Below are 24337 nucleotides of genomic sequence, written 5' to 3' on the forward strand. Positions count from 1 at the left end.
TGTAAGCTATTTAATCAAAGTTTAGGCAGAGCCGCGTCATCAACTCATCGCTAACAAGCGCCACAGCGCCCGAGGCGTGCGCCTTGCTCAATCAAAACAGGTTCGACGTCCTGTTGAGCGATCTGGACTTTGGCTGTGACATTGATGGATTAGAGCTTATTAATATCGCAAAAAAGTCTCCCCGATGACCCAGAGCATTCTTATGTCGGGAAAATTCGCTAGAAAACACGCTCTGCCGCTCCATGCTACATTTCTTCAAAAACCCATTACACAAGCAAATTTGGCTGGGGTGCTGAAGGGTTAGCAGACCTTAATTGACTATCCAACGAATGGTCGCTTTGTGCGCAACTTGATCCTAGGGCAGTCGGGAACAGGCTAAATGCTGTGGACGGAAAGTGTGGGGAAAACTGGCGAGGTCAGCCACGAGCGTAGAAATCAGGGTTCAATTTACTGAACGGCAGGTTTAGTGGTTTAAGGCCCTTCATGCCGCGTGCAGCATCTGCGACTCTGTCCTCCAAGCGGCCTTTCTCTATATAGAGCAAAATCACTTACTCATCGGCAACTTTGATCACAACTTTTCCGGTCGATTTACGCGAGCGCAGTAACTCGATCCCTTCACCCGCTTGCTCCAATGGTAGGACATTGCTCACATGGGGGTGAAGTTTACCCGCTTCGAACCATGCAAATAACTCGCGCAACGAGTCAGCGATGACCTGCGGTTTGAACTTCATATACCCACCCCAGTAAAACCCCATGACAGTGACGTTTTTTACGAGCAAATGGTTGGTCGGAACATTCGGCACGTCGCCACTGGCAAAGCCAATGGACAAAATACGCGCTTCTGGTTTGCACGCGCGGAATGCTGCTTTGAATAGATCGCCACCGACGGGATCGTAGACCACATCGACACCACCGAGCGCTTTCAGTGTCCCGAGCAGGTCGTCGGTTTCGGCGTCAATGACGTGATCGGCACCCGCTTTGCGCACGATTTCAAGTTTCTCTGCGCCGCGCGCAACCGCAATAACCCGCGCGCCCATAAGTTTTCCGATTTCAACCGCTGTCAGGCCGACACCGCCAGCAGCACCAAGTACCAAAAGTGTTTCGCCAGCCCTTAGATTGGCGCGGTATCCTAGCGCAACGTGGCTCGTTCCATATGCAATCTGAAATGCAGCAGCCTGTGTCATGCTCATGGCATCAGGGATCGGAATCGCTACATTTGCGTCGAAACATCCATATTCTGCCAAACCGCCATGGCCGCCAAACGCGGCGACCCGCTTGCCAATAGCAGGGCCTGATGTCGATTCGCCGAGCGCTTCGACAGTACCTGCGATCTCCATACCCAAAGTGAATGGCGCAGGGGGCGTATCTTGATATTTACCCGTCTGCATCAACAAGTCGGCAAAATTTAGCCCACAGGTTGCAATTCTGATCTCCAACTCACCACTTGCGGGCGGGTGTCTTTCGATTTGCTTCAATTCAGCGGGAACACCGATTTCTGATACTGAAAATGCACGCATAAAAACCTCTTATTTATTGGATGGTTAGCCGATTATTTTAAAAGCTAACGGAATACGGATACTTCGGGAAGAGAACATTGCGTGCGTGTCACAATAACGTTGCGCGCACTCCCTTGTTTCCGAAGATGCCGCAAGCTAGCGTTTTTTCCCCTTAGATATAAGCAATTCGCCACTTGCTCTGTGGGGGTATTATCGTAAGGTTGCGCTACCCTGCGTTGAACATGCTTCATTGATGTTAGGGCGAAATGGTTGCGGTTAAATTGTTCTGCCACTCGGGACATGTCGCATCATGATTGGGAAAGGAAGCATTATGGCACATCCAGTGGACGTGCACGTAGGCAAGCGCATTCGGCATCGTCGATGGCTTGTTGGTGTTACACAGCAGCAACTAGCGGAAAAGGTTGGAATTAAATTCCAGCAAATCCAAAAGTACGAAACAGGGGCCAATCGCGTTAGCGCATCTCGACTTTGGGACATCGCAGAATCGCTAGATGTCGACGTCAGCTTTTTCTTTTCAGGCATTGATAGCGTCGAAGAAGAGACTGAGAATTCTTCTCAGAGCAGGATTCCGTCTGATATTTTAAACGACAAGGAAGCGCTTGATCTGGTTCGGTCTTACTACTCAATTCCGGAAGAACAGCGTCGTCGTTTGTTTGATTTAGTGCGTGTCCTTAGCGACGTTGCTTGAAGGGTGCCGTTGCCTGCTTTAGGCTGAGCAAACGTGCTTTTGACACATGCTCAGCTAGGCAAAAATACTATGCAAAATATTGAGAACGCAGCGTTTCAGGCCGAACTTTGGTCTGTGGCAGAGGAATTAGCAGAAGCCGCGCGCGTTGCGATCCTCCCCTATTTTCGGTCTATTGGTTTGAGCGCAGACAATAAGGATGAAACAGGGTTCGACCCTGTTACGATCGCAGACAGGGCCGCAGAACAGGCAATGCGTGCAATTCTAAAAACACGCAGGCCGCAAGATGCTATTCTTGGCGAGGAATTTGGCGCACGGGCGGGAACAAGTGGGCTGACTTGGGTTCTTGATCCCATTGATGGCACGCGCGGGTTTATCAGCGGCACACCGACGTGGGGTGTATTGATTGCGTTGAATGATGAAACAGGTCCGCGCTTAGGGATAATCGACCAACCCTATATAGGGGAACGGTTTTTTGGCGGTTTTGGTCGCGCAGACGTTATTGGTCCACGTGGTCGAATGGTCTTGAAAACAAGTGCAACGAAAGATCTCAACAAAGCGACTTTGTTTAGCACGTATCCAGAGGTTGGCAGCGTGCAAGAACGTTTGGCGTTTGAAGTGGTTTCCGCCCAAGTGCGCCTGACACGCTTTGGGTGCGATTGTTATGCCTATGGATTGCTGGCCGCAGGGCAGATCGATCTGGTAATTGAGGCCGGTTTAAATGCCTATGATATCGCGGGACCCATTGGCGTTATCGAAGCGGCTGGTGGCATTGTCTCGGATTGGCAGGGCGGTAAAGCGCATGAAGGTGGGCGCGTTGTTGCGGCCGCTACGCCAGAGCTCCACGAAAAAACGATGAAAATTTTACACAATAGCTTGAGTGAGACGCATTCCTGAGACTAGATTGACCTCACCAGCTGCGAGTCCCTCGCTTTTTTCTGTCGTAGCTCAAAGCATGTCTTGGCATTGGATCCGAAAAAAAATGTGTCGCCTCGCTGAAGGACCATGAAATGAACCATTCCAAAGACGTATTAATCCAGAATGCGCAACTAGTGCTGACGATGGATGACGTGGGAACCGAAACTCTGAATTGCGATGTTCGCATCAAAGATGGCGTGATCGCGCAGGTCGGGCAGGGACTTGAACCGTCTGGCGACGTTTTGAATGCAGCAGGATGTTTGATCACGCCGGGTCTCGTGAATACGCACCACCATCTGTATCAATCTCTGACGCGGGCCGTTCCGGGTGGGCAAGATGCGTTGCTCTTTGGTTGGTTGCAAACGCTCTACCCGATTTGGGCGCGTTTTGGGCCCGAAGAAATGTATATCTCTGCACAAATTGGCCTTGCGGAATTGATGCTTTCGGGTTGCACGCTGACCTCGGACCATCTGTATCTTTACCCTAATGGGTCGCGGTTGGATGATACGATTGCCGCTGCTGCAGACATTGGAATGCGCTTTCATCCGACGCGCGGATCCATGTCGATTGGGGAAAGCGATGGGGGGTTACCACCGGATTCACTGGTCGAAGATGAACGCGCGATCCTAGAGGATAGCATCCGTGTTATCGATGCGCATCATGATGCATCCGTTGGGTCCATGTGTCGTGTTGGCGTCGCGCCCTGTTCGCCGTTTTCTGTGAGCCGTGATTTGATGCGGGATGCCGCACTTTTGGCGCGTGACAAAGGCGTTATGTTGCACACGCATTTGGCAGAAAATGATGAAGATGTAGCATATTCGCTTGAAAAATTTGGCTGTCGTCCGGGCCAATATGCCGAAGATTTGGGCTGGACGGGGGATGATGTTTGGCACGCACATTGTGTAAAGCTGGACGGGCAAGAGATTGATATGTTTGCACGTTCTGGAACAGGTGTTGCGCATTGCCCATGTTCGAATTGTCGCCTTGGTTCTGGCATCGCACCTATTCGGGCAATGCGCGATGCGGGTGTTAAAGTTGGATTAGGCGTTGATGGATCTGCGTCAAATGACGCGGGGAATATGGTGTTAGAAGCGCGTCAGTCCATGCTGTTGCAACGCGTTAACCTAGGGGCGGATGCGATGAGCGCACGCGAAGCTTTGCGCATCGCAACACGCGGGGGCGCAGAGGTCTTAGGGCGTTCTGATTGCGGTCAGATTGCGGTAGGCAAGCGCGCAGATATTGCGATATGGGATATGACTGGCATCGAGGCAGCTGGCAATTGGGACCCTGCCGCACTTTTGATGGCTGGCCCTACACAAGTTCGCGATTTGTATATTGAGGGGCGTCGCGTTGTGGCGTCAGGGCAAGTGACCTCGATTGATTTGCCCAAAGTAATTGGACGACAGAACGACTTGGCACGTGCCTTGTCGGGTGCTTGAATTTTTTGAATGGACTTAAAAATGCGTATTTTCATACTATGTCTCTTTACCGTTGCTTTTGGGTCGGGCTGCATTCGTTCGGGTGCGAGCGTCACGCCCAAGGGAGCCGTCGCAGTTGCCCAGCCAACGGGCAAGCGCCGCTGGCAGCGGATGCGCGTTTGGCGCGTGCGGCTCAACTACATGCGAATGACATGAGTGCGAAAACATACTTCAGCCATACGGGCCAAGATGGATCAAGCGCGGGGGATCGCGTGAAACGTCAGGGGTATGGATATTGCTTCGTTGCAGAGAACATCGCGCAGGGCCAAAAAGGCGCGTTGCAAGCGTTGGCAGGATGGCAAAAATCACCGGGCCATCGCAAAAATCTGCTCACAGCGAATGCGATCCACTTTGGAATGGCTGAAAAGGGTGGGTATTGGGTTATGGTATTGGGAAAAACCGGCTGCTGAAAACCCGTTGGGGGGGCGGTGCGGGAAACCACACACCTTACGACGGGGATTTTAAAACGCCACCGATCCAAACCTGTTCGATAGCACGGTCATCGCCCATCATGATCGTTGGGAAAACCATGTCCCATTGATCCTTTGCATTCTTATATCGCTGTTCGATCGCGGGCGTCGAAGCAAGGTTTAGCACCACGATGTCCGCTTCCATGCCGACGTCCAAAGACCCAACCTTATCTTCTAAATGCAACGACGTTGCCGATCCTTGCGTTGCAAGCCACAGCAGATGCCCCGCATGTAAAACAGTCCCTCTCAGTTGCGCTATTTCGTAAGCAGCCGCCATCGTGCGCAACATTGAGAAACTGGATCCACCACCCGTGTCCGTTGCAAGACCAATAGAAAGTCCGCGTGCTTTTAAACCAGCCATGTCAAACAGACCTGAGCCAATGAACGTATTCGAGGTTGGACAATGTACAAGGTTGCCCCTTACCTCTGATATCCGATCAATCTCGCGCGGTTTAAGGTGGATTGCGTGACCATATATACCCCGTGCTCCCAACAAACCGAAGTGTTCATAGGTGTCTAAATAGTCGCGTGCCTGTGGGAATAACTCAGAAACCCATTCGATTTCATCAAGCTGTTCGCTCAGATGGGTTTGCATGAGGCAATCAGGATGTTGTGCCCATAGCGCGCCCAATGCTTCCAGTTGATCGGGTGTTGAGGTTGGTGAAAAGCGCGGCGTTATTGCATAGGAAATGCGCTCTTTCCCGTGCCATTTCTCTAACAGCGCTTTGCTTTCATCATAGCCACGTTGAGCTGTATCGCGCAGGCCCTCAGGGGCGTTGCGATCCATACAAGTCTTACCGGCGATGACCCTTTGACCACGTTTTAAGGCTTCTTCAAAGAACGCTTCAACCGACTCTGAATGGATTGTGCAGAAACTTGCCATGCTGGTTGTGCCATGGGCTGTGCTCAAATCAAGGTAACGTGCTGCAATCTCTGCGGCGTAGTCTGGATCAGCAAAGCGCATTTCTTCTGGAAACGTATACGTGTTTAGCCAGTCAATGAGCCGTTTGCCCCATGATGCGATCATTGCCGTTTGGGGGTAGTGCGCGTGCGCGTCAATAAATCCGGGGCAAATCAGCTTGTCGTGATGTGGCGTATGCGCGGCGGTTGGGTGCGATTTTAACAAGTGGCTGCGAGGACCACGCTCTGTGATTTTGCCATTTTTGATTAAAATGGCACTGTCCGTTTGGATGCAAACAGCCTCATCAAGCGGTAGCATAAAGGGGTCGCCCGAATAGACCAAGATATTGCCGGAAACGATGTGTTTTTGTGTCATTTTCCTTAAGTAGCAGAACAGTGCACAGCAGGAACAGGTTTTTCGGTCCGCTGCCTGTTGCCCGTTGAGTGCTTTGCATAATATCAACGCGGTGAATGATGCGAGATTCAGAAGGAGTGATCCCATGAGCGACCCTATTCTGATGAAAGACCCCCGCGTGGGTGCCAAGGACGGCAATTACGAACTCGGGCGTTCTGATGTAACGGCCATTTTGGAAACGGTTGAGCGCGGCGATCAAGGATCGTTGACCACGTTGATGGATCCGTTGCACCCAGCAGATATTGCGGACCTTCTTGAGCAAATTAGCACGTCAGATCGACGTCGCTTGATCCATCTTTATGATCGCGAATTTGACGGCGAAATTCTGTCCGAACTTGATGAAAGCATCCGCGACGAAGTCATCAAAACGCTGCGCCCCGAAGTTCTGGCCGATGCGGTCCGTGAACTCGAAAGTGACGATGTTGTTGATCTGATCGAGGACATGACCGAGGTCCAGCAGGACGTCATTCTGGATGCGCTTGGCGACAGTGATCGTGTCGCGGTCGAACAATCGCTGACCTATCCGGACAAATCTGCTGGTCGTTTGATGCAACGCGAAGTCGTGATGGCCCCTGAACATTGGACGGTTGGCGAAGCGATCGATTACCTGCGCGCGCAAGAAAATCTGCCCGAACAATTCTATCACGTCACGCTCGTAGATCCGCGGTTTAAGCCCGTTGGCAATGTTACCTTGGGTAAGCTGATGGGGTCGCGCCGTGATGTGCTGTTGTGGGAAATTACCGAAACTGTGTTCAAAATCATCCCCGCAATGCAAAGCGAGGGCGAAGTCGCCTATGCGTTCAACCAATACCACCTGATTTCTGCACCGGTTGTAGATGAGGACGACCGTCTTGTGGGCGTGATCACCATTGATGACGCGATGATCGTTCTGGATGAAGGGCATGAAGAGGACATTCTGCGCCTTGCGGGTGTTGGCGAGGGGTCGTTGTCGGATCGTGTGATAAACACAACCAAGCAGCGCTTGCCATGGCTTGCTGTAAACCTTGTAACCGCAATCGCGGCCAGTCTCGTGATCGCGCAATTCGAAGCTGCGATCACGCAAATCGTAGCGCTTGCAGTCTTGATGCCAATTGTTGCGTCGATGGGAGGGAACGCGGGGACACAATCTTTGACAGTTGCCGTGCGTGCGATTGCAACCAAGGACCTGACCAGCTCCAACATGTGGCGCGTAATTCGCCGCGAGGTGCTTGTGGGCTTGATCAACGGTCTAATTTTTGCGTTGATTATGGGCATTGTTGGTCTGATTTGGTTCGGCTCGCTCAACCTTGGTTATATCATTGCAGCAGCCATGGTGATAAATATGGTTGTCGCGGGTTTGGCTGGGACCGCGATCCCGGTTGTCCTTGAAAGGCTAGGGATCGACCCTGCGCTTGCATCTGGTGCGTTTGTTACAACCGTGACGGATGTTGTCGGGTTCTTTGCGTTTCTCGGTTTGGCTGCGATGGTCCTCCTATGAGCGATCTAATCGCAATCAAAACCGAAGCCCGCAAAGCGGCCTTTGCGCGACGCAAAGCAGCATTTGTGACAGCAAGCCCAGTGCAATCGGGCTATCTAAGCGAAGTCCTCGCGGGTTATAGAGGTGTCCCGATCGCAGGCTATGCACCCATGCGCACAGAAATTGATCCGTTGCCTGCTTTGGCCGAAGCTGCCGCATATGGGCCCGTGGGGATGCCCGTTATTAAGGCGCAAGCGGCACCGCTTGATTTTCGCGAGTGGACACCAGAATGCGCAATGATTGAGGGCACGTTCGGCGCGTTTATTCCCGCAATAGGGGATTGGATCGAACCAGAAATCCTAATCGTACCCCTCGTGGCTTTTGATCGAAACGGTGGGCGTTTAGGCTATGGGGGTGGCTTTTACGATCGCACGCTTGAACGTCTTCGCGCTCGCCGCGCAACACTTGCGATCGGCCTTGCCTTTGCTGAACAAGAGGCCGAAAATCTGCCTTTGGAGCCGACAGATCAACCCCTTGATATGATCATCACTGAGGCTGGCATTATCACGCCTTCATCTTTCTAAATAAACTTCCCCCGGAGGGCCGTTCGCACCCGTTACAACGGCCAAAGAAATGGGATCAATGCGGATGCCAAAACGCCAATCGTCAGATTCAATGGAATTCCAACTTTCATAAAGTCGGTAAATTTGTACCCACCAGGCCCGTAAACCAGCATGTTGGTCTGATATCCAATCGGTGTTGCAAAGCTGGCAGAGGCCGCGACCATAACTGCGACCACCAAAGGCCGTGCGTCAATTCCCAAAGCATCGGCCAAACCTATCGCAATAGGCGTGACAACGACCGCAACCGCGTTGTTGGAGACCAATTCAGTTAAGATTGAGGTCAACAAATAGATCGCCCAGACCACAAAGAACGGCGGCAGTCCACCGAGATAGGGGGCGATGCCTTCTACGATCAGCTTTACCGCGCCTGAACTTTCCAAGGCTGCGCCAATTGCAAGCATGGCGAAAATAAGCGTTAAAAGGCGTCCATCGACAAAAGAAAAGGCTTCATCCGCGTCGATGCAGCGGGCAACCAAAACCAAAGTAACCGCAATGATCGACAGATAGAAAATCGGTGCAATGCCAAAGCCCGCAAGCGCTACAATGCCAATCAAAGCAAGCAAAGCAACGGGCGCGTGGCTGCGCCGATACGCGCGATCTGATGGGGTTGAGACGTCAACCAAGTCCATTTCGATAGCGAGGCGCTGAATGTCTGCGGGCGCGCCTTCTAACAGCAAAGTATCGCCGATACGCACAATCACGCCGTCCAATTGCCCGCTTAGATTTTGGTTGCGACGATGCAAGGCCAATGGATACACGCCAAAGCGGCGCCGTAAACGCAGCGCACCAAGGGAACGCCCAATCATCTTACACCCCGGACTAATCAGCACCTCAACAGTGTGAGTTTCAACAGCAGAGACCTGATCAATGCGCTTGAGTTTTTTGTTGCGTTGCAGACTCAGCAGTTCGGAAATTCGGCTTCGTAGAACTACACGATCACCGACTTGCAACAACACGCCTTTGAGGTCGCGGCGCAAAGATCTGTCGCCTCGCACAACGTCGATTAAGCGAACGCCTTCGCGTTTGAACAATTGCACGTCTACAACTTCGCGTCCGATCATGTTGCTTTCAGGGGGGATTACGGCCTCTGTAAAGAACTTCATTTGGCTTTTGTCGGACAAAAGACTTGCCATACTATCGCGATCTGGCAGCAGATAGGGACCAATGAAACGCAAGTACAACATGCCCCATGCCACAAGTACGATACCAAGCGGGGTGACCTCAAAGATCGAGAATGCTTCCATCCCGTTTGCACGTGCAACACCGTCCACCAGCAAGTTGGTCGAAGTACCAATCAGGGTTAACGTACCGCCAAGTATGGCTGCATAACTTAACGGGATCAGCAATTTAGACGCTTTCGTGCCAAGCGTGCGGCTAAGTTGCACAAACACAGGGATCATGACCACGACAACAGGTGTGTTGGACACAACAGCGGACGCAAAAATTACGAAAGCCAGCAACATTGCGATGGCAAGGCCGGGGCGTGTCTTGGCTTGTTTGTCTGCAAGTTTTGTAAAGGCTTCTTAAGCACCCGTGCGCACCAAAGCGCCCATGACAATGAACATGGCCGCGATAGTCCACGGGGCAGGGTTGGACAGCACGGCAAGCGCATTGTCGTAGGGCAAAACACCCAGCACCAACAGGAATGCAACGCCGGCAATTGCGACGACCTCGGTCGGATAGCTTTCGCGCACGAACAGAACGAACATGCCCAAAACAGTGAGCAGAGCCGCGATTGCACTTTGGGTTTGGGTAAGCTCAAAGAACGTCATAACGCATCCCCGATTGGTTCTGGTTTTCTTCGTGGCTGAACCAAGAACAAACCACATATCATCAGTGCAAGTGCTATCCAAATACCGCTGGCGTAAGCCTCGCCGAGAAGGATAACAGCCCAAAAGATACCAAAGATGGTGACCAAATAGCTAACTTGTGCAGCAAATATAGGTCCTGCTCGTCCAACAAGCCAGACGTAGCCCGCATACACGATTGCATGTGCGATTGAGATGATAAGGAATGAAAACTCAGGCAGGCCCCAGGTGGTTGGGACTGGGATGAATTGGCCGGACCCAAGCGCAAGTGCCAGCGATGGCAATAGGCCAACTACCGACGACCAGAGCAAGATTTCGACGGGATCAAACCCGTAAGTGCCCCATTTTGCAACGACATTGCCCTCAAGAGCATAAAAGCTAGGCGCGATCAGCGCGATCGCAAGCCACCAAAGTGAAACATTCCCAGCGAAGCTTGATCCGTTGAGTGCGATCAAGGCAACGGCACTAAATCCAACCATCAAGCCAATTAATTTGCGCATTGAAAAGTGATCATTGCCAAGAGTCAGCGCAATTGGAAAGGCAAGCATGGGGATAAGGGATAACAGGATTGAAATGATGCCACTTGGGAGATGCACAGCGGCTTGGTAGCTGGCGGAATTGGGAAGCAGAGTTCCAATCAAGGCAATCAAGCACGCAAACCGCAACTGTGTTTTGTTGGGCCAGCACAAAGCGCCGCGTATGATTAAGACAGTGCCCATAAGTGCGACGGCAATGGCGAATTGCCAGAAGATCAAGCCAAAGTGTTGATAGCCAGCGCCAACGACAATTTTTGTCAGCGGCATCGTGACGCCCCAGCCTGCGCCGAGTAATATCAGCACGCCGAAGAGCGGCAGGTTTTCTTTCATGGCCCGCTTTGCTCAAGTCGGCCGCCATGCCGGATCATTGAAACCGACGTGGCCTTGCCTGTGCGATCATCGCTGACCACGAACAGGCCGGATAGGGTGGCCTCGCCGCTGGCGGGCTTAAACCGCGACTTGGTCATGCCTGTGATGAAGCGGCGCATGGGTTCTTCTTTTTCCATGCCGATCACAGAGTTATAGTCGCCGCACATGCCTGCATCGCTTTGGAACGCTGTTCCGCCAGGTAAAATCTGCGCATCCGCGGTGGGTACATGGGTGTGCGTGCCAACAACGATCGTCGCGCGACCATCACAGAAATGCCCCATACCCATTTTTTCTGACGTCGCTTCGCAGTGTACATCCACAAGGATCATTTGCGCCAAGCCACCAAGGGGATGCGCGCGCAGAACCGCGTCCACGGCAGAAAAAGGATCATCAAAGGCGCGTTTCATAAAGACTTGGCCAAGGACTTGCAGCACCAGCACCTTTTGACCGCCGCGCGCAGTGAACAGTTTATGTCCACGTCCGGGGGCGGTCTTAGCGAAATTCAAAGGCCGCAAGATACGCGCGTCTTTTTCAATATGCTGTAGCATGTCGCGTTGATCGAATGCGTGATCGCCCAGCGTGATGCAATCTGCGCCAGCTGCAAAAATTGCGTTCGCATGTTCCGCATTTAAACCCATCCCGTTGGATGCGTTTTCGCCGTTCACAACTACGATGTCCGCGCGAAGGCTTTCGCGCAGCTTGGGAAGTTCACTGGTAATAGCACTGCGCCCCGCGCGGCCCATCACGTCGCCTAGAAAAAGTGTTCTCATAATATTGGCTTATCATGCGGTGCCAAGGGTGCAAGCCGCGCTTTGCTCTGCGGGGGATGCGACATCGAACTTCTTGGGCTCATATTGTATTTTGGTCCAGTCCCCACGGTTATGCGACGCGCGTTAGTTTTTTCACTGCAAACTCAGGCGCATGAACTCGTTTTGGCTTTAGACCCGTCCGTTTCAGAACACATTTGGCGATCATTTGTCAGCTTGCAATGTAAAAGGTGCCTTTTGTTATGGCGACAAATACGAATGTGGATCCGGGGACTGAGGATGATCAAAGGATCGCTGATACTGCGACTGCAGACACGCGTTCTGCGATGGTAACAGGGCCTGACACGGGGCGTGCGGTGCAAAAATTACTGGCTTCACTTCTGGTTGGCCTGCCAGTTGGGCCTGAATGTTCTATCACGGGTGTTCTTGCACGCATCGAAGGCAACGATATTATTGATGCTGGCGTCGGCAGCAAAATGAGCACTGATTTCAACGTAGGTAATTCCCGCGCGATCACGGATGGCAATCAAGCCAATAATGATTTCATTGACCTAAGCAGCTTTTACATTGACCAAACTGACCTGCGTAACGACGTCTTCCTTGACGACGCTGAGCTGAACCAATCGGTTGGCGACTACACTGACAACACTGCCATACTAGGCAGCATCGAGATGCAAAGTATCGCTGCGACTGACGCCACGTTTGACAACACGAATGTGGTTTGTTTCGCGAGTGATACGCGGATCACCACGCATCTCGGGGAACGCACGATATCTGATGTGCAGGTTGGTGATCTTATCCTGACGCGAGACAATGGTTTTAAAAAGGTGCGTTGGATCGGTGTGAAAACCGTTGTGGGTGAAGGGCACCATGCCCCGATCCTGATACGAGAAGGCGCGCTGGGCAATACCCGTGATTTACGCGTTTTGCCGCAACACAAGATGATTTTGAAAGGGTGGCAAGCAGAGCTTTTGTTCGGCGAGTATGAGGTGTTGGCAGCAGCAAAGATGTTGGTGAATGACCTAACGATCCGCGCTGTGCCAAGTGCGCAAATCACTTATGTACATGTCCTATTCGATGATCACGAAATCATCTGCGCAGAGGGCTGTTGGTCTGAGAGCTTTCACCCAAGCGTTGAAAATGTAGCGAGCCTTGATTGTGTGGCACGTGGCGAAGTGTTGGAACTGGTCCCGGAACTCAGAACCAACGCGCAATTTGGCAGCACACGGTTCAGCTTGAAAGCGCATGAGGCTGCAAGTTTTATGGCCCGCCTGGCTTAGAGCGGCCAGAACACCAAAATTGCAGGGATTGAAACCGCAACAATGATGATCTCCAAGGGCAATCCGATCCTCCAGTAATCCCCGAACTGATACCCACCGGGTCCAAGGATCAGCGTGTTGTTCTTATGGCCAATTGGCGTGAGGAAGGCTGAGGATGCGGCGATTGCCACTGCCATCAGGAACGGATCGGGCGAGACGTTCAACGACTGCGCCATCTGAATGCCCACAGGGGCCGCGACAATCGTTGTGGCTGTGTTGTTCAAGACATCCGAGAGCGTCATGGTCACAACCATCAGAACCGTCAGGATAGCCCATGCGGGCATGCCCTCGGTCAGGCCGACCAATGCGCCTGCGATCAATTCCGTGCCGCCTGCGTTTTGCAAAGCAGCGCCCAGGGGGATCATCGATCCCAGCAAGACGACCACCGGCCATTCGATATGGCTGTAGAGTTCGGACAAGGGCACGATCTTGGCCAAAACATAGGCGATGACCACACATCCCAGCGCAATAGGGAGGTAGACCAGACCCACGCTTGCCGCGGCAACAGCGGCTGCGAACACCCCAATTGCTAACCAGACTTTGCTATCTTGTGTCACGGCGAGACCACGTTCGGCCAAAGGCAAACAGCCCAACCATTCGGTCACATCCTGCCCACGATCTTGCGGCACAAGCAGCAAGAGGATGTCGCGCGTACGCACTTCGGTTTTGCGCACATGATCGCGAAGCGCCTTACCTTGGCGTGAAAGACCCAACAGGACAGAACGCTGACGCCACGCCAGACCAATCGCTTGCGCGGTCTTACCCACAAGGCGGGAATTTTAGGTAACGACGACTTCGATCACATCCAAACCATCGCCGCCCGCTTTCAGCAATTCTTCACGCTTTTCGTCTGCGAACGCCAAAGACAGGGCCGCGTGGAATTCATCTAGTGAATCCGGGGATGCTTCTAGAACAAGCGTGTCACCTGCCATGAGTTCCGAATTGCGCGAACGGCCAAAGCGGCGTTTGCCGTCGCGAATCAAGCCAAGAATGGCGACGTCAGCTTTTTTCCGCGTCGCTGTCGATTTCGGAAATGCGCTTGCCGATTAGCTTACTATCCGCAGGGACTGTCAGCTCTGCAACATATTCGGACATCTCGCTTGCAGAACTGCCCTCATCGTTGCGCGCGGGAATCAAGCGCCAGCCAATAAGCGCGACGAACGCGAGACCAGCAATAGCAGCAATGCCGCCCACAAAGGGGCGAAGTCCAACATTTTAAACGGCTCGCCCAATTGTTCCTCGCGAATGGCTGCGATGATGATGTTTGGGGGCGTGCCGATCAATGTAACCATGCTGCCAAGGATCGTCGCAAAGCTAAGGGGCATCAGTGAAAGACCCGGTGCGCGACCCGCTTTGCGTGCGGTTTGCACGTCCACGGGCATCAAAAGCGCAAGGGCAGCGACATTATTCATAAAAGCCGATAGCACGCCGTCGATCCCGCCCATTAACGCGATATGCCCACCAAGGTTTCGTGAACTATCCACCAACGTACGGGTGATTAAGAACACGGCACCCGAACGTACAAGTCCCGCTGAAACCACTAGAACCAACGCGACCACCAATGTCGCGGGATGACCGAACCCTGCAAAGGCATCTTTACCTTCGACGACGCCTAACAGAACCCCGACCATCAAGGCCGAAAAGGCGACCAGATCATAGCGGAAACGCCCCCATAGCAAGAGTGCGAAAACCGCTCCGAAGAGTGCGAAAAGTATGATTTGATCTTGGGTCATGATGGGCCTTTCGTATCGCGCGTAGCGTCATCGCACATCGCGTCGATATGCAACCGACTTGCGGGGGCACCCTGCGCTGTCCTATATTGTCTCAACATTAAGAAATCTGATCTGGAGCGAGACATGGCCGGCCACTCAAAATGGGCAAATATTCAGCACCGTAAAGGACGCCAAGACAAGCTGCGTTCAAAACTGTTTTCCAAATTCTCCAAGGAGATCACGGTTGCCGCAAAGATGGGCGACCCCGATCCAGAAAAGAACCCACGTCTGCGCCTTGCAGTGAAAGAAGCCAAATCGCAATCGATGCCCAAAGATAATATTGATCGCGCGATCAAGAAAGCGATTGGCGGAGACGGTGAAGAATACGAAGAGATCCGCTATGAGGGTTACGGCCCGAACGGAGTTGCGATCATCGTTGAAGCGATGACGGATAACCGCAATCGCACAGCGTCTACTGTGCGCTCGACGTTCTCTAAGAATGGTGGTAATTTGGGTGAAACAGGCTCAGTTGGTTTTATGTTCGACCGCAGAGGCCAGATCACATATTCAGCCTCTGTGGGCGATGAAGACAGCGTTATGGAAGCCGCGATTGAAGCGGGTGCCGAGGATTGTGAAAGCTCTGAAGAGGGCCACATGATTATCTGCGAAGATAGCGATTTGAACGATGTGTCTAACGCGCTGGAAACTGCGCTGGGCGAAAGCGACAGCGCCAAGTTAGTTTGGCAGCCAAACATTTCCACAGAGATGGATTTGGAGGGGATGACCAAATTGATGAAGCTGATTGACGCGCTTGAAGATGACGATGATATCCAGCGTGTGACAGCGAATTTCGAAGCCTCTGACGAGGTCATGGAACAACTTTAAACTGTTGCTAAGAGTTTTGAACGATCCTTGCACCCGCAAGGATCGTTTTATTTTGTGCGCAGATATTCGAGATCGGCTTTGGATTGTTTTTCAAGAACTAGCGGCGCATCTTGCTCTGTGCCACGTCGATGTTTCCAGCCATTGTACACGTGTTCGCAATGTAATATTCGAGTGTTTTTCAGTTTCAAAAGACCGTTGAATGCATAACGGTGTAGTCCGTGAATATCCCAGACAGTTTCGGTGAACCATCTGCCCGGGGTTAGGCAATATTTCTCTTTGCATGTCGCATCAGGGTCGCGGCGCCAGACATGGTCACCATGCAGGGGCATCTGACCCTCAGGCAGTTTTGAATACCGCCAGAAACCTGGGATTTTGACATATCCAAGACGTGATTGAACCGCCGCATCAAATACATCTTCGCCGCATACGAGCTCATCGATATCGGTCGCAAGCACAGCGCGCGCGGAATGTAAAAAGCGGTGACGAGCAAGGCTCAACATACCAGCTTGATAAAACATTGAGCGGTGTAGAAGTTTGGTCGCTTTCCAGCTTCCAAAAGGGAAGTCCGAGGCGATTGCGACGGCAACATCTAGGGCGTCAAAGCTTTGCAGGGTTTGTTGCACATCTGAAAGTGCGTAGTCTGTTGAACCATTATCAAAAACCAGCGCTGCATTTGCAGATTGTTGCGTTGTATGATGTGCTACCCAATCCGCAATCCAAACCAAAGCTTTGTTCTTAGACTTTGTAATGAGAACATTTTTCCCATCAAATTCATGCGCTTGTTCACTGACGTTTACGCTTATTGATAAGTTCCGCGCTTCGAGTGTGACCTCTGTTGGGCGCGTCTTACAATCTAGCCAGACTTCATCATGTCGGCGGTATTGTTTTATGCGCGGCTTCTTCAGCTTTTGACCTGAAGCCGTTATTATTGCTGTCTTAAAAACGTCTGCTAAGTTCAATAGCTTTGGACATACGAAAAGCAGTGCTTTTTGACGTTCCATCCAAATTACATCATAGGCCAGTGTATGAAAATCATAAGTGTCATCATACCCGTCAAGCCTGTATTTGGCAGGAACGATGTGATGCCGCTTAAAAATGCCACCCATTGGCAGGATAACTGGATTGAGTGTGAAATTTACGATGGCGATTTGGGTACTCGTTTTCCGATAAGCGCGCAACGTTGGTCTTAGGGAAGAAGTTTTCTGGATGTTGACGGCTTGGCGAGTTAGTCAAAACCTAGAAATGAGTCTTTAAACGATAATGAGTCTTTAAGCCATATGATGTCATCTTTCCTGCCAGGTTTCGTCCTTAGCGTTTCCTTGATCCTCGCGATTGGGGCGCAAAATGCGTTCGTACTCAAACATGGTTTGCGCCGGGAACATGTGCTGGCGATCGTTCTGGTCTGTGGCATTTCAGATGCGATCTTGATCGTTGCCGGTGTCGCCGGATTTGGCGCCTTGGCGCATGCGGTCCCATGTTTTGAAACGGTAATGCGGTACGGAGGCGCTGCATTTTTGTTCTGGTATGGCGCGCAAAACGCACTGTCTGCTTGGCGCGGAAGTGACGGGTTGGACAGCGGCTCGCAGCCGATTGCATCGCTGAAAAAGACCTTACTCACTTTGCTTGCGCTGACATGGCTGAACCCACATGTCTACCTCGATACTGTCGTTCTGATTGGTTCAATCTCGGCGCAATACGACGATCGGCTTGCGTTCGGGGCAGGGGCCGCCTTGGGCAGTATCACTTTCTTTTTCGCGCTGGGGTACGGCGCGCGCTTACTGGGTCCAATCTTTGCGCGCCCCTCTGCATGGCGCATTCTCGACGCCGTTATCGCACTCACAATGTGGGCGATTGCGATCTCTCTTTTGATCTGAGCCTTGCGCTTGGGGCGTGGGTTTGATCTGACGGACATATGGAAAAACAAGAGCAGCGACCGATTGTTGGAGTATTCTGGATGGTCGTGACGGGCCTGTGTTTTGTTGCGGTCACGGCATTGGTGAAGCTCAACGGACCGCGCATCCCAGCTGCCGAGGCCGCATTCTTGCGGTACGCGCTTGGACTTGTGTTTTTACTGCCGATCTTGGGCGCACTAAAGCGCGTTGAATTCACCCCACGATTGTGGCGGCTATTTGCGATACGCGGCACATTTCATACCGTCGGCGTAACACTTTGGTTCTTCGCAATGACCCAAATTTCAATCGCCGAGGTGACGGCGATGAATTATTTGACGCCCGTTTATGTGACCATCGCCGCTGCACTTTTTTTGGGTGAAAAACTCGCAATGCGCCGGATTGCTGCTGTACTTTGCGCATTGGCAGGCGCGATGATTATCTTGCGCCCGGGCTTTCGCGAACTCAGCATTGGCCATATCGCAATGCTTGGGGTGGCGATGATGTTCTGCGTTTCTTACCTCACGGCCAAACTTCAGGCCGACGCTATCCCGGCCTCTGTTGTGGTTGCGATGTTGTCGATAACGGTCACCATTGGGTTGGCACCCTTGGCCTATTCCGTGTGGATCACCCCGACGCTAAGCGAAGTCGGATTACTCTTTGCTGTGGCCTGTTTCGCAACCGCAGGTCACTACACGATGACACTCGCCTTTGCCGCAACCCCTTTGACGGTAACGCAGCCTGTGACCTTTATCCAGCTCGTTTGGGCCGTTTCGCTTGGCTATTTCGCCTTCGGGGAGGCTGTTGATATCTGGGTTATCATCGGTGGTTTCGTGATTTTAGGATCTGTTACGTTCATCACGTGGCGCGAGGCTATGTTGAAGCGCGGTGAAATCACACCGATGTCCCATGAAACAAAGGTTTGATTTCAATCACTAATTTTTATTGATTGACGGGTCAATAAAAAACAAAATATCGTCCTGCCAAACCTGTCAGGAGTCGTCATGCCAAAGTTAGGAATGGAACCTATCCGCCGCGCCGCATTGGTGGAGGCGACGATCCACGAGATCGGCGCGCATGGGACGTTGGATGTGACTGTTGGTGCAATTGCCAAGCGGGCAGGGATGTCGTCTGCCTTGGCGCATCACTATTTCGGTGGCAAAGAACAGATTTTTCTCGCGGCCATGCGCCACACTTTGACTCTGTATGGCGCAGACGTGCGCAGCGCTTTGGTCCCCGCGCAAACATCGCTAGAACGGGTTGAGGCAATCGTTGGCGCGTCGTTCACCAGTTCGAATTTCCGCCCCGATGTGATCGCTGCTTGGTTGAATTTCTACGTTCTCGCGCAAACGGTGCCCGGGGCAAAACGCTTGCTGACTGTTTACCAAGCACGTCTGCGCTCAAACTTGATCTATGCTTTGCGCCCCTTGATCGGATCAAACGCACCTGAAGTCGCCTCGCGTACGGCGGCCCTTATCGACGGGGTTTATCTGCGCCAAAGCTTGGTCAAAGCGGTGCCAGATCCGTGCCAAGCCACACGCCAAGTCCTCAACTACCTTGACCTTGAACTCGAAAGGGCCGCGCCATGAGCAAGCCAAACATTCTTATTTTCATGGTGGATCAACTGAATGGAACCTTCTTTCCCGATGGTCCTGCCGATTGGCTGCATGCACCCAACATCAAAAAACTGGCAATGCGCTCGACCCGTTTTAAGAACGCCTATACCGCCAGCCCGCTCTGCGCTCCGGGACGTGCGAGCTATATGTCTGGTCAACTGCCCTCGACCACGGGCGTTTACGACAATGCTGCCGAATTCCCATCGTCGATCCCAACGTATGCGCATCATTTGCGCCGCGCAGGCTATCAAACCTGCCTCAGTGGCAAGATGCATTTCGTAGGCCCTGATCAGTTACACGGCTTTGAGGAACGCATGACTACGGATATCTATCCCCCTGATTTTGGCTGGACACCTGATTACCGCAAACCGGGTGAGCGGATTGAATGGTGGTACCACAACATGGGCTCTGTCACGGGTTCTGGTATCGCTGAAATCACCAATCAGATGGAGTACGATGACGAGGTCGCCTATCATGCGACTCGGAAAGTATATGACTATGCGCGTGGCAAAGACACGCGCCCGTGGTGTTTGACCGTCAGCTTCACGCATCCCCATGACCCCTATGTGGCGCGCAAGAAATACTGGGATCTGTACGAGGATTGTACGCATTTGATGCCAGAGGTCGGACCGATCCCTTATAATGAGCAAGACGTCCATTCCAAGCGTATCTTAGATGCCAATGATCGCGACAATTTCAACATCTCGGATGACGATATAAAACGGTCCCGCCGCGCATATTTCGCCAATATTTCTTACCTCGATGACAAAGTTGGCGAGGTGATGGAGGCGCTAGAAGCAACACGCCAAGAGGCGATCATCCTCTTCGTTGCGGATCATGGCGATATGCTGGGCGAGCGTGGTCTTTGGTTCAAGATGTCCTTCTACGAGGGCTCCGCGCGCGTGCCTTTGATGATCTGTTCACCTAATATGGAACCGGGTCTGATCGAGAGCCCCGTCAGCAATATCGATGTCTGCCCAACGCTTTGCGATCTGGCTGGCGTCAGCATGGAAGAGGTCATGCCATGGACCGAAGGCATGTCGCTGGTTCCTATGGGCCAAGGCGTTGAACGCACTGCACCCGTGGCAATGGAATATGCAGCAGAGGCCAGCTATTCACCGCTGGTCTGTCTGCGCTATGGCAAATGGAAACACATTCGCTGCTCGCTCGACCCCGATCAACTCTTTGATTTGGACGCAGACCCGCATGAACTCAACGACCTTGTGGACCACCCAGATCACCAAGGCACGCTACAAACCCTGCGTGCTAAATCTGAAAAACGCTGGGACTTGGAACGCTTCGACGCAGAGGTCCGCCGTTCCCAAGCCCGCCGCTGGGTCGTCTACGAGGCCCTGCGCAACGGTGATTACTTCCCATGGGACTACCAACCCCTGCAAAAAGCATCCGAACGCTACATGCGAAATCACATGGACCTCAATGTCTTAGAAGAAAACCAACGCTTCCCAAGAGGCGAATAAACCCTTCCCCTTTCCCCAAATATCCCCGCCGGAGGCAAACATGCCCTATCCTACACAGCCCACCGCCAGCCATTTCATCAACGGTCAGTACGCCGAAGATACCGCAGGCGCAGAAATCCCTGTGATTTATCCCGTGACGGGCGAACAAATCGCGGTCGTGCACGAAGCAACACCCGCGATCATCGAGCAAGCGATCACAACCGCGAAAGTTGCGCAAAAAGCATGGGCCGCGATGTCTGGTACAGAACGTGGCCGCATCTTGCGCCGCGCTGCCGATATGATCCGCGAACGCAATCACGACCTGTCCGTGCTCGAAACCTACGACACAGGCAAACCCATGTCCGAAACGCTCTACGTGGACGCGACTTCCGGCGCGGATGCGCTTGAATATTTCGGTGGCCTCGCGGGCTCACTCACAGGCGAACACATCCAGCTTGGCGAAGACTGGGTCTACACACGCCGCGAAGCCCTTGGCCTGTGCGTTGGCATCGGCGCTTGGAACTATCCGACGCAGATCGCTTGCTGGAAGGGTGCACCAGCGCTGGCATGCGGCAACGCAATGATCTTCAAACCATCCGAGACAACACCGCTCTGTGCGCTCAAGGTTGCGGAAATTTTGCACGAGGCGGGCCTGCCAGCGGGTCTTTACAATGTGATCCAAGGCACAGGCGCAGTTGGCGCGCCGCTTGTCACGGATCCACGTGTCGACAAAGTATCGCTAACGGGCTCTGTCCCCACAGGTCGCAAAGTTTACGCGGCGGCCGCGGCAGGCATCAAACACGTTACAATGGAGCTTGGCGGAAAGTCTCCACTGATCATTTTTGATGATGCTAGTCTTGAGGACGCTGTCGGTGGGGCGATCCTCGCGAACTTCTACAGCTCGGGCCAAGTCTGTTCCAATGGTACTCGCGTGTTCGTGCAAAAGGGCATCAAAGAGGCCTTCTTGAAACGTCTCCATGAACGCCTGCAGACCGTTGTCATGGGCGATTCCATGGACGAGGCCACGAACTTTGGCCCGATGGTATCGGAGCGCCAAATGAACATCGTGCAAAGCTACATCGAAAAAGGCAAAGCCGAGGGCGCGCGCCTTGTGTGCGGTGGTGGACGGCTGGATCGCGAAGGGTATTACCTTGAACCAACTGTCTTTGCCGACGTGAAAGATGACATGATTATCGCGCGCGAAGAAATCTTTGGACCCGTCATGGCCGTTCTTGATTTTGAAACCGAAGAGGATGCGATCACGCGCGCCAATGACACTGAATTTGGCCTTTCCGCAGGCGTGTTCACCGCCGATCTTACACGCGGCCACCGTGTCATCGCGCAACTCGAAGCAGGCTCATGCTTTATCAACTCGTATAACGATGCGCCTGTTGAAGCGCCTTTTGGCGGCTCCAAACAATCTGGCGTGGGTCGGGAAAATTCAAAAGCTGCGATCAATCACTACAGCCAGATGAAGTCCGTCTATGTGCGTATGGGGGCTGTCGATGCTCCCTTCTGAACCAGCACTTGGAATGCAACGCGTTGATGTCATCAAATGGATCGCGACTGTTATTCAGCTTATCGGCTACGGCTTGACGGGCCTCAACATCGTGCCTTGGAATATTTTCGCGTTTTTTGTGGGGATCATCTGTGGTTCGCTGTTGGCTTCATGTGGAAGGACCGCGCGATTATGGTGGTTCATTTGGGCGCGTTCCTGTCGCTCTTCTTGGGGTGTTTAAATGCAAGCTGACTATGTGATAATTGGGGCTGGCTCAGCGGGATGTGCGATGGTGTATCGCCTGACGGACGCAGGCCATTCGGTTATCGTCATCGAATTTGGTGGCACGGACGCGGGGCCATTCATTCAGATGCCCGCGGCACTAAGTTATCCGATGAATATGTCGCGCTATGATTGGGGCTACAGTTCTGAACCAGAGCCGCATTTGAACAACCGTCGCTTGGCTTGTCCGCGTGGCAAAGTGATCGGTGGGTCGTCTTCGATAAACGGTATGGTTTATGTTCGCGGTCATGCGAAGGACTTCGATCATTGGGCCGAAAGTGGTGCAGAGGGCTGGTCCTACGCAGACGTGCTTCCCTATTACAAACGCATGGAAAATTGGCGCAGTGGTGGGCATGGCGGCGATAAAACGTGGCGGGGTCGCAAGGGGCCTTTGCACGTGACGCGTGGCAAACGCAACAATCCGCTGTTCAAAGCGTTCGTCGATGCAGGACGTCAGGCAGGCTATGAAACCACCGACGATTACAACGGCGAAAAGCAAGAGGGCTTTGGCCCGATGGAGCAGACCGTCTACAAAGGGCGTCGTTGGTCGGCGGCAAACGCGTATTTGCGTCCTGCTCAAAAGACGGGAAAATGCACTGTTGTAAGTGCTTTGGCCGAACGTATCGTAATTGAGGACGGTCGCGCCGTCGGCGTGGCTGTTTCTGGTGGTGACGTGATCAAGGCAACGCGCGAAGTCATCCTAGCTGCAAGTTCGATCAACTCACCCAAATTGTTGATGTTGTCAGGTATTGGCCCCGCCGCACATTTGGCACAGCATGGGATTAACATAGTCGCAGATCGCCCAGGCGTGGGGCAAAATCTGCAAGACCATTTAGAACTATATATCCAGATGGCGTCCTCGAAACCGATCACGCTGTATAAGCACTGGAACCTTTTCTCCAAGGCTTGGATCGGCGCGCAGTGGTTGTTCACAAAAACAGGTCTTGGCACGTCTAACCAATTTGAAAGCGCGGCATTTGTGCGCACAAAAGTGGGCGTTGAATATCCTGATATCCAGTATCACTTTCTCCCGATTGCTGTGCGTTATGATGGTCAGGCTGCAGCGGAAGGACATGGGTTCCAAGCGCATGTAGGCCCAATGCGCAGTCCCTCGCGCGGGTCGGTTTCATTGGCCAGCGCTGATCCAGCAGATGCACCGAAAATTGTGTTTAATTATATGAGCCAGCCCAAAGATTGGGAGGACTTCCGCACCTGCATCCGTCTCACCCGCGAAGTGTTTGCGCAAGATGCGTTCAAGCCGTTCGTAAAGCATGAAATTCAACCCGGTGCGGCGGTTCAAAGTGACGAGGACCTTGATGCCTTTATCGCTGAACACGCGGAAAGCGCTTATCATCCATGCGGGACGTGCAAGATGGGCCGCGCAGATGATCCCATGGCTGTTGTGGATCCTGAGTGCCGTCTGATTGGCGTTGATGGATTGCGCGTTGCGGACAGTTCAATCTTTCCGCGCATCACGAACGGGAATTTGAATGGGCCGTCGATCATGGTTGGTGAGAAGGCAGCGGATCATATTTTAGGGCGCGATATGTTGGCGAAAAGCAATGACCGGCCATGGGTGCATCCGGATTGGGAGACATCGCAACGTTAAGATGACTGCGAGCGTTCGAGCGAGGGGCCAGCCCCTCGCGCTCCCCGGGATATTTTTGGAGAGAGGAATGGGGCGTTTACGCTTTTTTAACTTCGGTTAACGAATTGTATTGAAGTGGGTAGAGACCT

23 protein-coding genes and 2 pseudogenes are annotated in these 24337 nt (G+C 52.8%); 15 read left to right on the forward strand and 10 right to left on the reverse strand.

The features are described from left to right. Positions 1–548 precede the first annotated feature (548 nt). A complete protein-coding gene (locus QZ279_RS14900; protein WP_293452333.1) occupies positions 549–1517 on the reverse strand; it encodes an NADPH:quinone oxidoreductase family protein in 969 nt (322 codons plus the stop codon). 310 nt (positions 1518–1827) lie between these two features. Between QZ279_RS14900 and QZ279_RS14905 the strand changes: the two genes are divergently transcribed. The 4 genes from QZ279_RS14905 to QZ279_RS14920 all read left to right on the forward strand — a co-directional run bounded on the left by QZ279_RS14905 (position 1828) and on the right by QZ279_RS14920 (position 5008). After that, positions 1828–2205: a helix-turn-helix transcriptional regulator gene (locus tag QZ279_RS14905; protein ID WP_293452336.1), complete on the forward strand. Its 378-nt coding sequence runs from the start codon at positions 1828–1830 to the stop codon at positions 2203–2205. Positions 2206–2274: 69 nt separating this feature from the next. Beyond that, positions 2275–3099: a histidinol-phosphatase gene (gene hisN / locus QZ279_RS14910; RefSeq protein WP_293452339.1), complete on the forward strand. Its 825-nt coding sequence runs from the start codon at positions 2275–2277 to the stop codon at positions 3097–3099. A gap of 113 nt (positions 3100–3212) precedes the next feature. Beyond that, complete coding sequence (locus tag QZ279_RS14915) at positions 3213–4559, forward strand: 8-oxoguanine deaminase (protein ID WP_293452342.1); 1347 nt, start codon at positions 3213–3215, stop codon at positions 4557–4559. A 38-nt stretch (positions 4560–4597) separates the two neighbouring features. Beyond that, positions 4598–5008, forward strand: a complete 411-nt coding sequence (locus QZ279_RS14920; RefSeq protein ID WP_293452345.1) for a CAP domain-containing protein — start codon at positions 4598–4600, stop codon at positions 5006–5008. Positions 5009–5045: 37 nt separating this feature from the next. On the opposite strand, the gene guaD is transcribed toward QZ279_RS14920, so the two are convergent. Next, entirely contained in the window at positions 5046–6344 is a 1299-nt protein-coding gene (gene guaD / locus QZ279_RS14925; RefSeq protein WP_293452348.1) for a guanine deaminase, read from the reverse strand. Between the two features lie 124 nt (positions 6345–6468). Here guaD and mgtE point away from each other — a divergent pair, with 124 nt between their 5' ends. Then, positions 6469–7860: a magnesium transporter gene (gene mgtE, locus QZ279_RS14930; protein ID WP_293452350.1), complete on the forward strand. Its 1392-nt coding sequence runs from the start codon at positions 6469–6471 to the stop codon at positions 7858–7860. After that, on the forward strand, positions 7857–8423 hold the full coding sequence (locus tag QZ279_RS14935) for a 5-formyltetrahydrofolate cyclo-ligase (protein ID WP_293452352.1): 567 nt from the start codon (positions 7857–7859) through the stop codon (positions 8421–8423). Before mgtE ends, QZ279_RS14935 begins: the two co-directional genes overlap by 4 nt. A gap of 32 nt (positions 8424–8455) precedes the next feature. Here QZ279_RS14935 and QZ279_RS14940 read toward each other — a convergent pair. From QZ279_RS14940 to QZ279_RS14950, 3 genes and pseudogenes are all read right to left on the reverse strand, one after another. Continuing rightward, positions 8456–10234, reverse strand: a pseudogene (locus QZ279_RS14940) (SLC13 family permease). Further along, entirely contained in the window at positions 10231–11136 is a 906-nt protein-coding gene (locus QZ279_RS14945) for a DMT family transporter (RefSeq protein WP_293452355.1), read from the reverse strand. Before QZ279_RS14945 ends, QZ279_RS14940 begins: the two are co-directional and overlap by 4 nt. After that, complete coding sequence (locus QZ279_RS14950) at positions 11133–11945, reverse strand: TIGR00282 family metallophosphoesterase (RefSeq protein WP_293452358.1); 813 nt, start codon at positions 11943–11945, stop codon at positions 11133–11135. The genes QZ279_RS14945 and QZ279_RS14950 overlap by 4 nt, the downstream gene beginning before the upstream one ends. A gap of 239 nt (positions 11946–12184) precedes the next feature. Here QZ279_RS14950 and QZ279_RS14955 point away from each other — a divergent pair, with 239 nt between their 5' ends. Continuing rightward, complete coding sequence (locus tag QZ279_RS14955) at positions 12185–13222, forward strand: Hint domain-containing protein (protein ID WP_293452361.1); 1038 nt, start codon at positions 12185–12187, stop codon at positions 13220–13222. Here QZ279_RS14955 and QZ279_RS15830 read toward each other — a convergent pair. From QZ279_RS15830 to QZ279_RS15845, 4 genes are all read right to left on the reverse strand, one after another. After that, positions 13219–14028: an SLC13 family permease gene (locus tag QZ279_RS15830; RefSeq protein WP_366513992.1), complete on the reverse strand. Its 810-nt coding sequence runs from the start codon at positions 14026–14028 to the stop codon at positions 13219–13221. The two genes, QZ279_RS14955 and QZ279_RS15830, sit on opposite strands and share 4 nt — an antisense overlap. Positions 14029–14040: 12 nt before the next feature. After that, positions 14041–14193, reverse strand: a complete 153-nt coding sequence (locus QZ279_RS15835; RefSeq protein WP_366513993.1) for a hypothetical protein — start codon at positions 14191–14193, stop codon at positions 14041–14043. 67 nt (positions 14194–14260) lie between these two features. After that, entirely contained in the window at positions 14261–14398 is a 138-nt protein-coding gene (locus tag QZ279_RS15840) for a hypothetical protein (protein WP_366513994.1), read from the reverse strand. Beyond that, positions 14395–14994 carry an SLC13 family permease gene (locus QZ279_RS15845; protein WP_366513995.1) on the reverse strand — a complete coding sequence of 200 codons (600 nt, stop codon included), beginning with the start codon at positions 14992–14994 and terminating at the stop codon, positions 14395–14397. Before QZ279_RS15845 ends, QZ279_RS15840 begins: the two co-directional genes overlap by 4 nt. A 123-nt stretch (positions 14995–15117) precedes the next feature. Between QZ279_RS15845 and QZ279_RS14965 the strand changes: the two genes are divergently transcribed. Continuing rightward, the gene (locus tag QZ279_RS14965; protein ID WP_293452363.1) at positions 15118–15858 is read left to right on the forward strand and encodes a YebC/PmpR family DNA-binding transcriptional regulator; all 741 of its coding nucleotides are present in this window, start codon (positions 15118–15120) and stop codon (positions 15856–15858) included. A 47-nt stretch (positions 15859–15905) separates the two neighbouring features. Here the strand turns inward: QZ279_RS14965 and QZ279_RS14970 are convergent, their stop codons facing one another. Beyond that, entirely contained in the window at positions 15906–16964 is a 1059-nt protein-coding gene (locus QZ279_RS14970; protein WP_293452366.1) for a hypothetical protein, read from the reverse strand. A 174-nt stretch (positions 16965–17138) separates the two neighbouring features. On the opposite strand from QZ279_RS14970, the gene QZ279_RS14975 reads away from it, so the two are divergent. The 7 genes and pseudogenes from QZ279_RS14975 to betA all read left to right on the forward strand — a co-directional run bounded on the left by QZ279_RS14975 (position 17139) and on the right by betA (position 24209). Continuing rightward, positions 17139–17732: a LysE/ArgO family amino acid transporter gene (locus QZ279_RS14975; RefSeq protein WP_293452411.1), complete on the forward strand. Its 594-nt coding sequence runs from the start codon at positions 17139–17141 to the stop codon at positions 17730–17732. Positions 17733–17770: 38 nt separating this feature from the next. Continuing rightward, positions 17771–18673 (forward strand): DMT family transporter, encoded by a 903-nt coding sequence (locus QZ279_RS14980; protein WP_293452369.1) that lies wholly within the window; start codon positions 17771–17773, stop codon positions 18671–18673. Positions 18674–18751: 78 nt separating this feature from the next. Then, positions 18752–19336 carry a transcriptional regulator BetI gene (gene betI / locus QZ279_RS14985; protein ID WP_293452372.1) on the forward strand — a complete coding sequence of 195 codons (585 nt, stop codon included), beginning with the start codon at positions 18752–18754 and terminating at the stop codon, positions 19334–19336. Further along, a complete protein-coding gene (gene betC, locus QZ279_RS14990) occupies positions 19333–20841 on the forward strand; it encodes a choline-sulfatase (RefSeq protein WP_293452375.1) in 1509 nt (502 codons plus the stop codon). The genes betI and betC overlap by 4 nt, the downstream gene beginning before the upstream one ends. Positions 20842–20881: 40 nt before the next feature. Continuing rightward, entirely contained in the window at positions 20882–22339 is a 1458-nt protein-coding gene (gene betB, locus QZ279_RS14995) for a betaine-aldehyde dehydrogenase (RefSeq protein WP_293452378.1), read from the forward strand. Between the two features lie 13 nt (positions 22340–22352). Continuing rightward, positions 22353–22570: pseudogene (locus QZ279_RS15000) on the forward strand (DUF6552 family protein). Beyond that, entirely contained in the window at positions 22560–24209 is a 1650-nt protein-coding gene (gene betA / locus QZ279_RS15005; protein WP_293452381.1) for a choline dehydrogenase, read from the forward strand. Before QZ279_RS15000 ends, betA begins: the two are co-directional and overlap by 11 nt. Positions 24210–24337 lie beyond the last annotated feature (128 nt).

Origin of the sequence: Planktotalea sp., from assembly GCF_018607965.1 — a bacterium.
Taxonomy (GTDB): Bacteria; Pseudomonadota; Alphaproteobacteria; order Rhodobacterales; family Rhodobacteraceae; genus Planktotalea.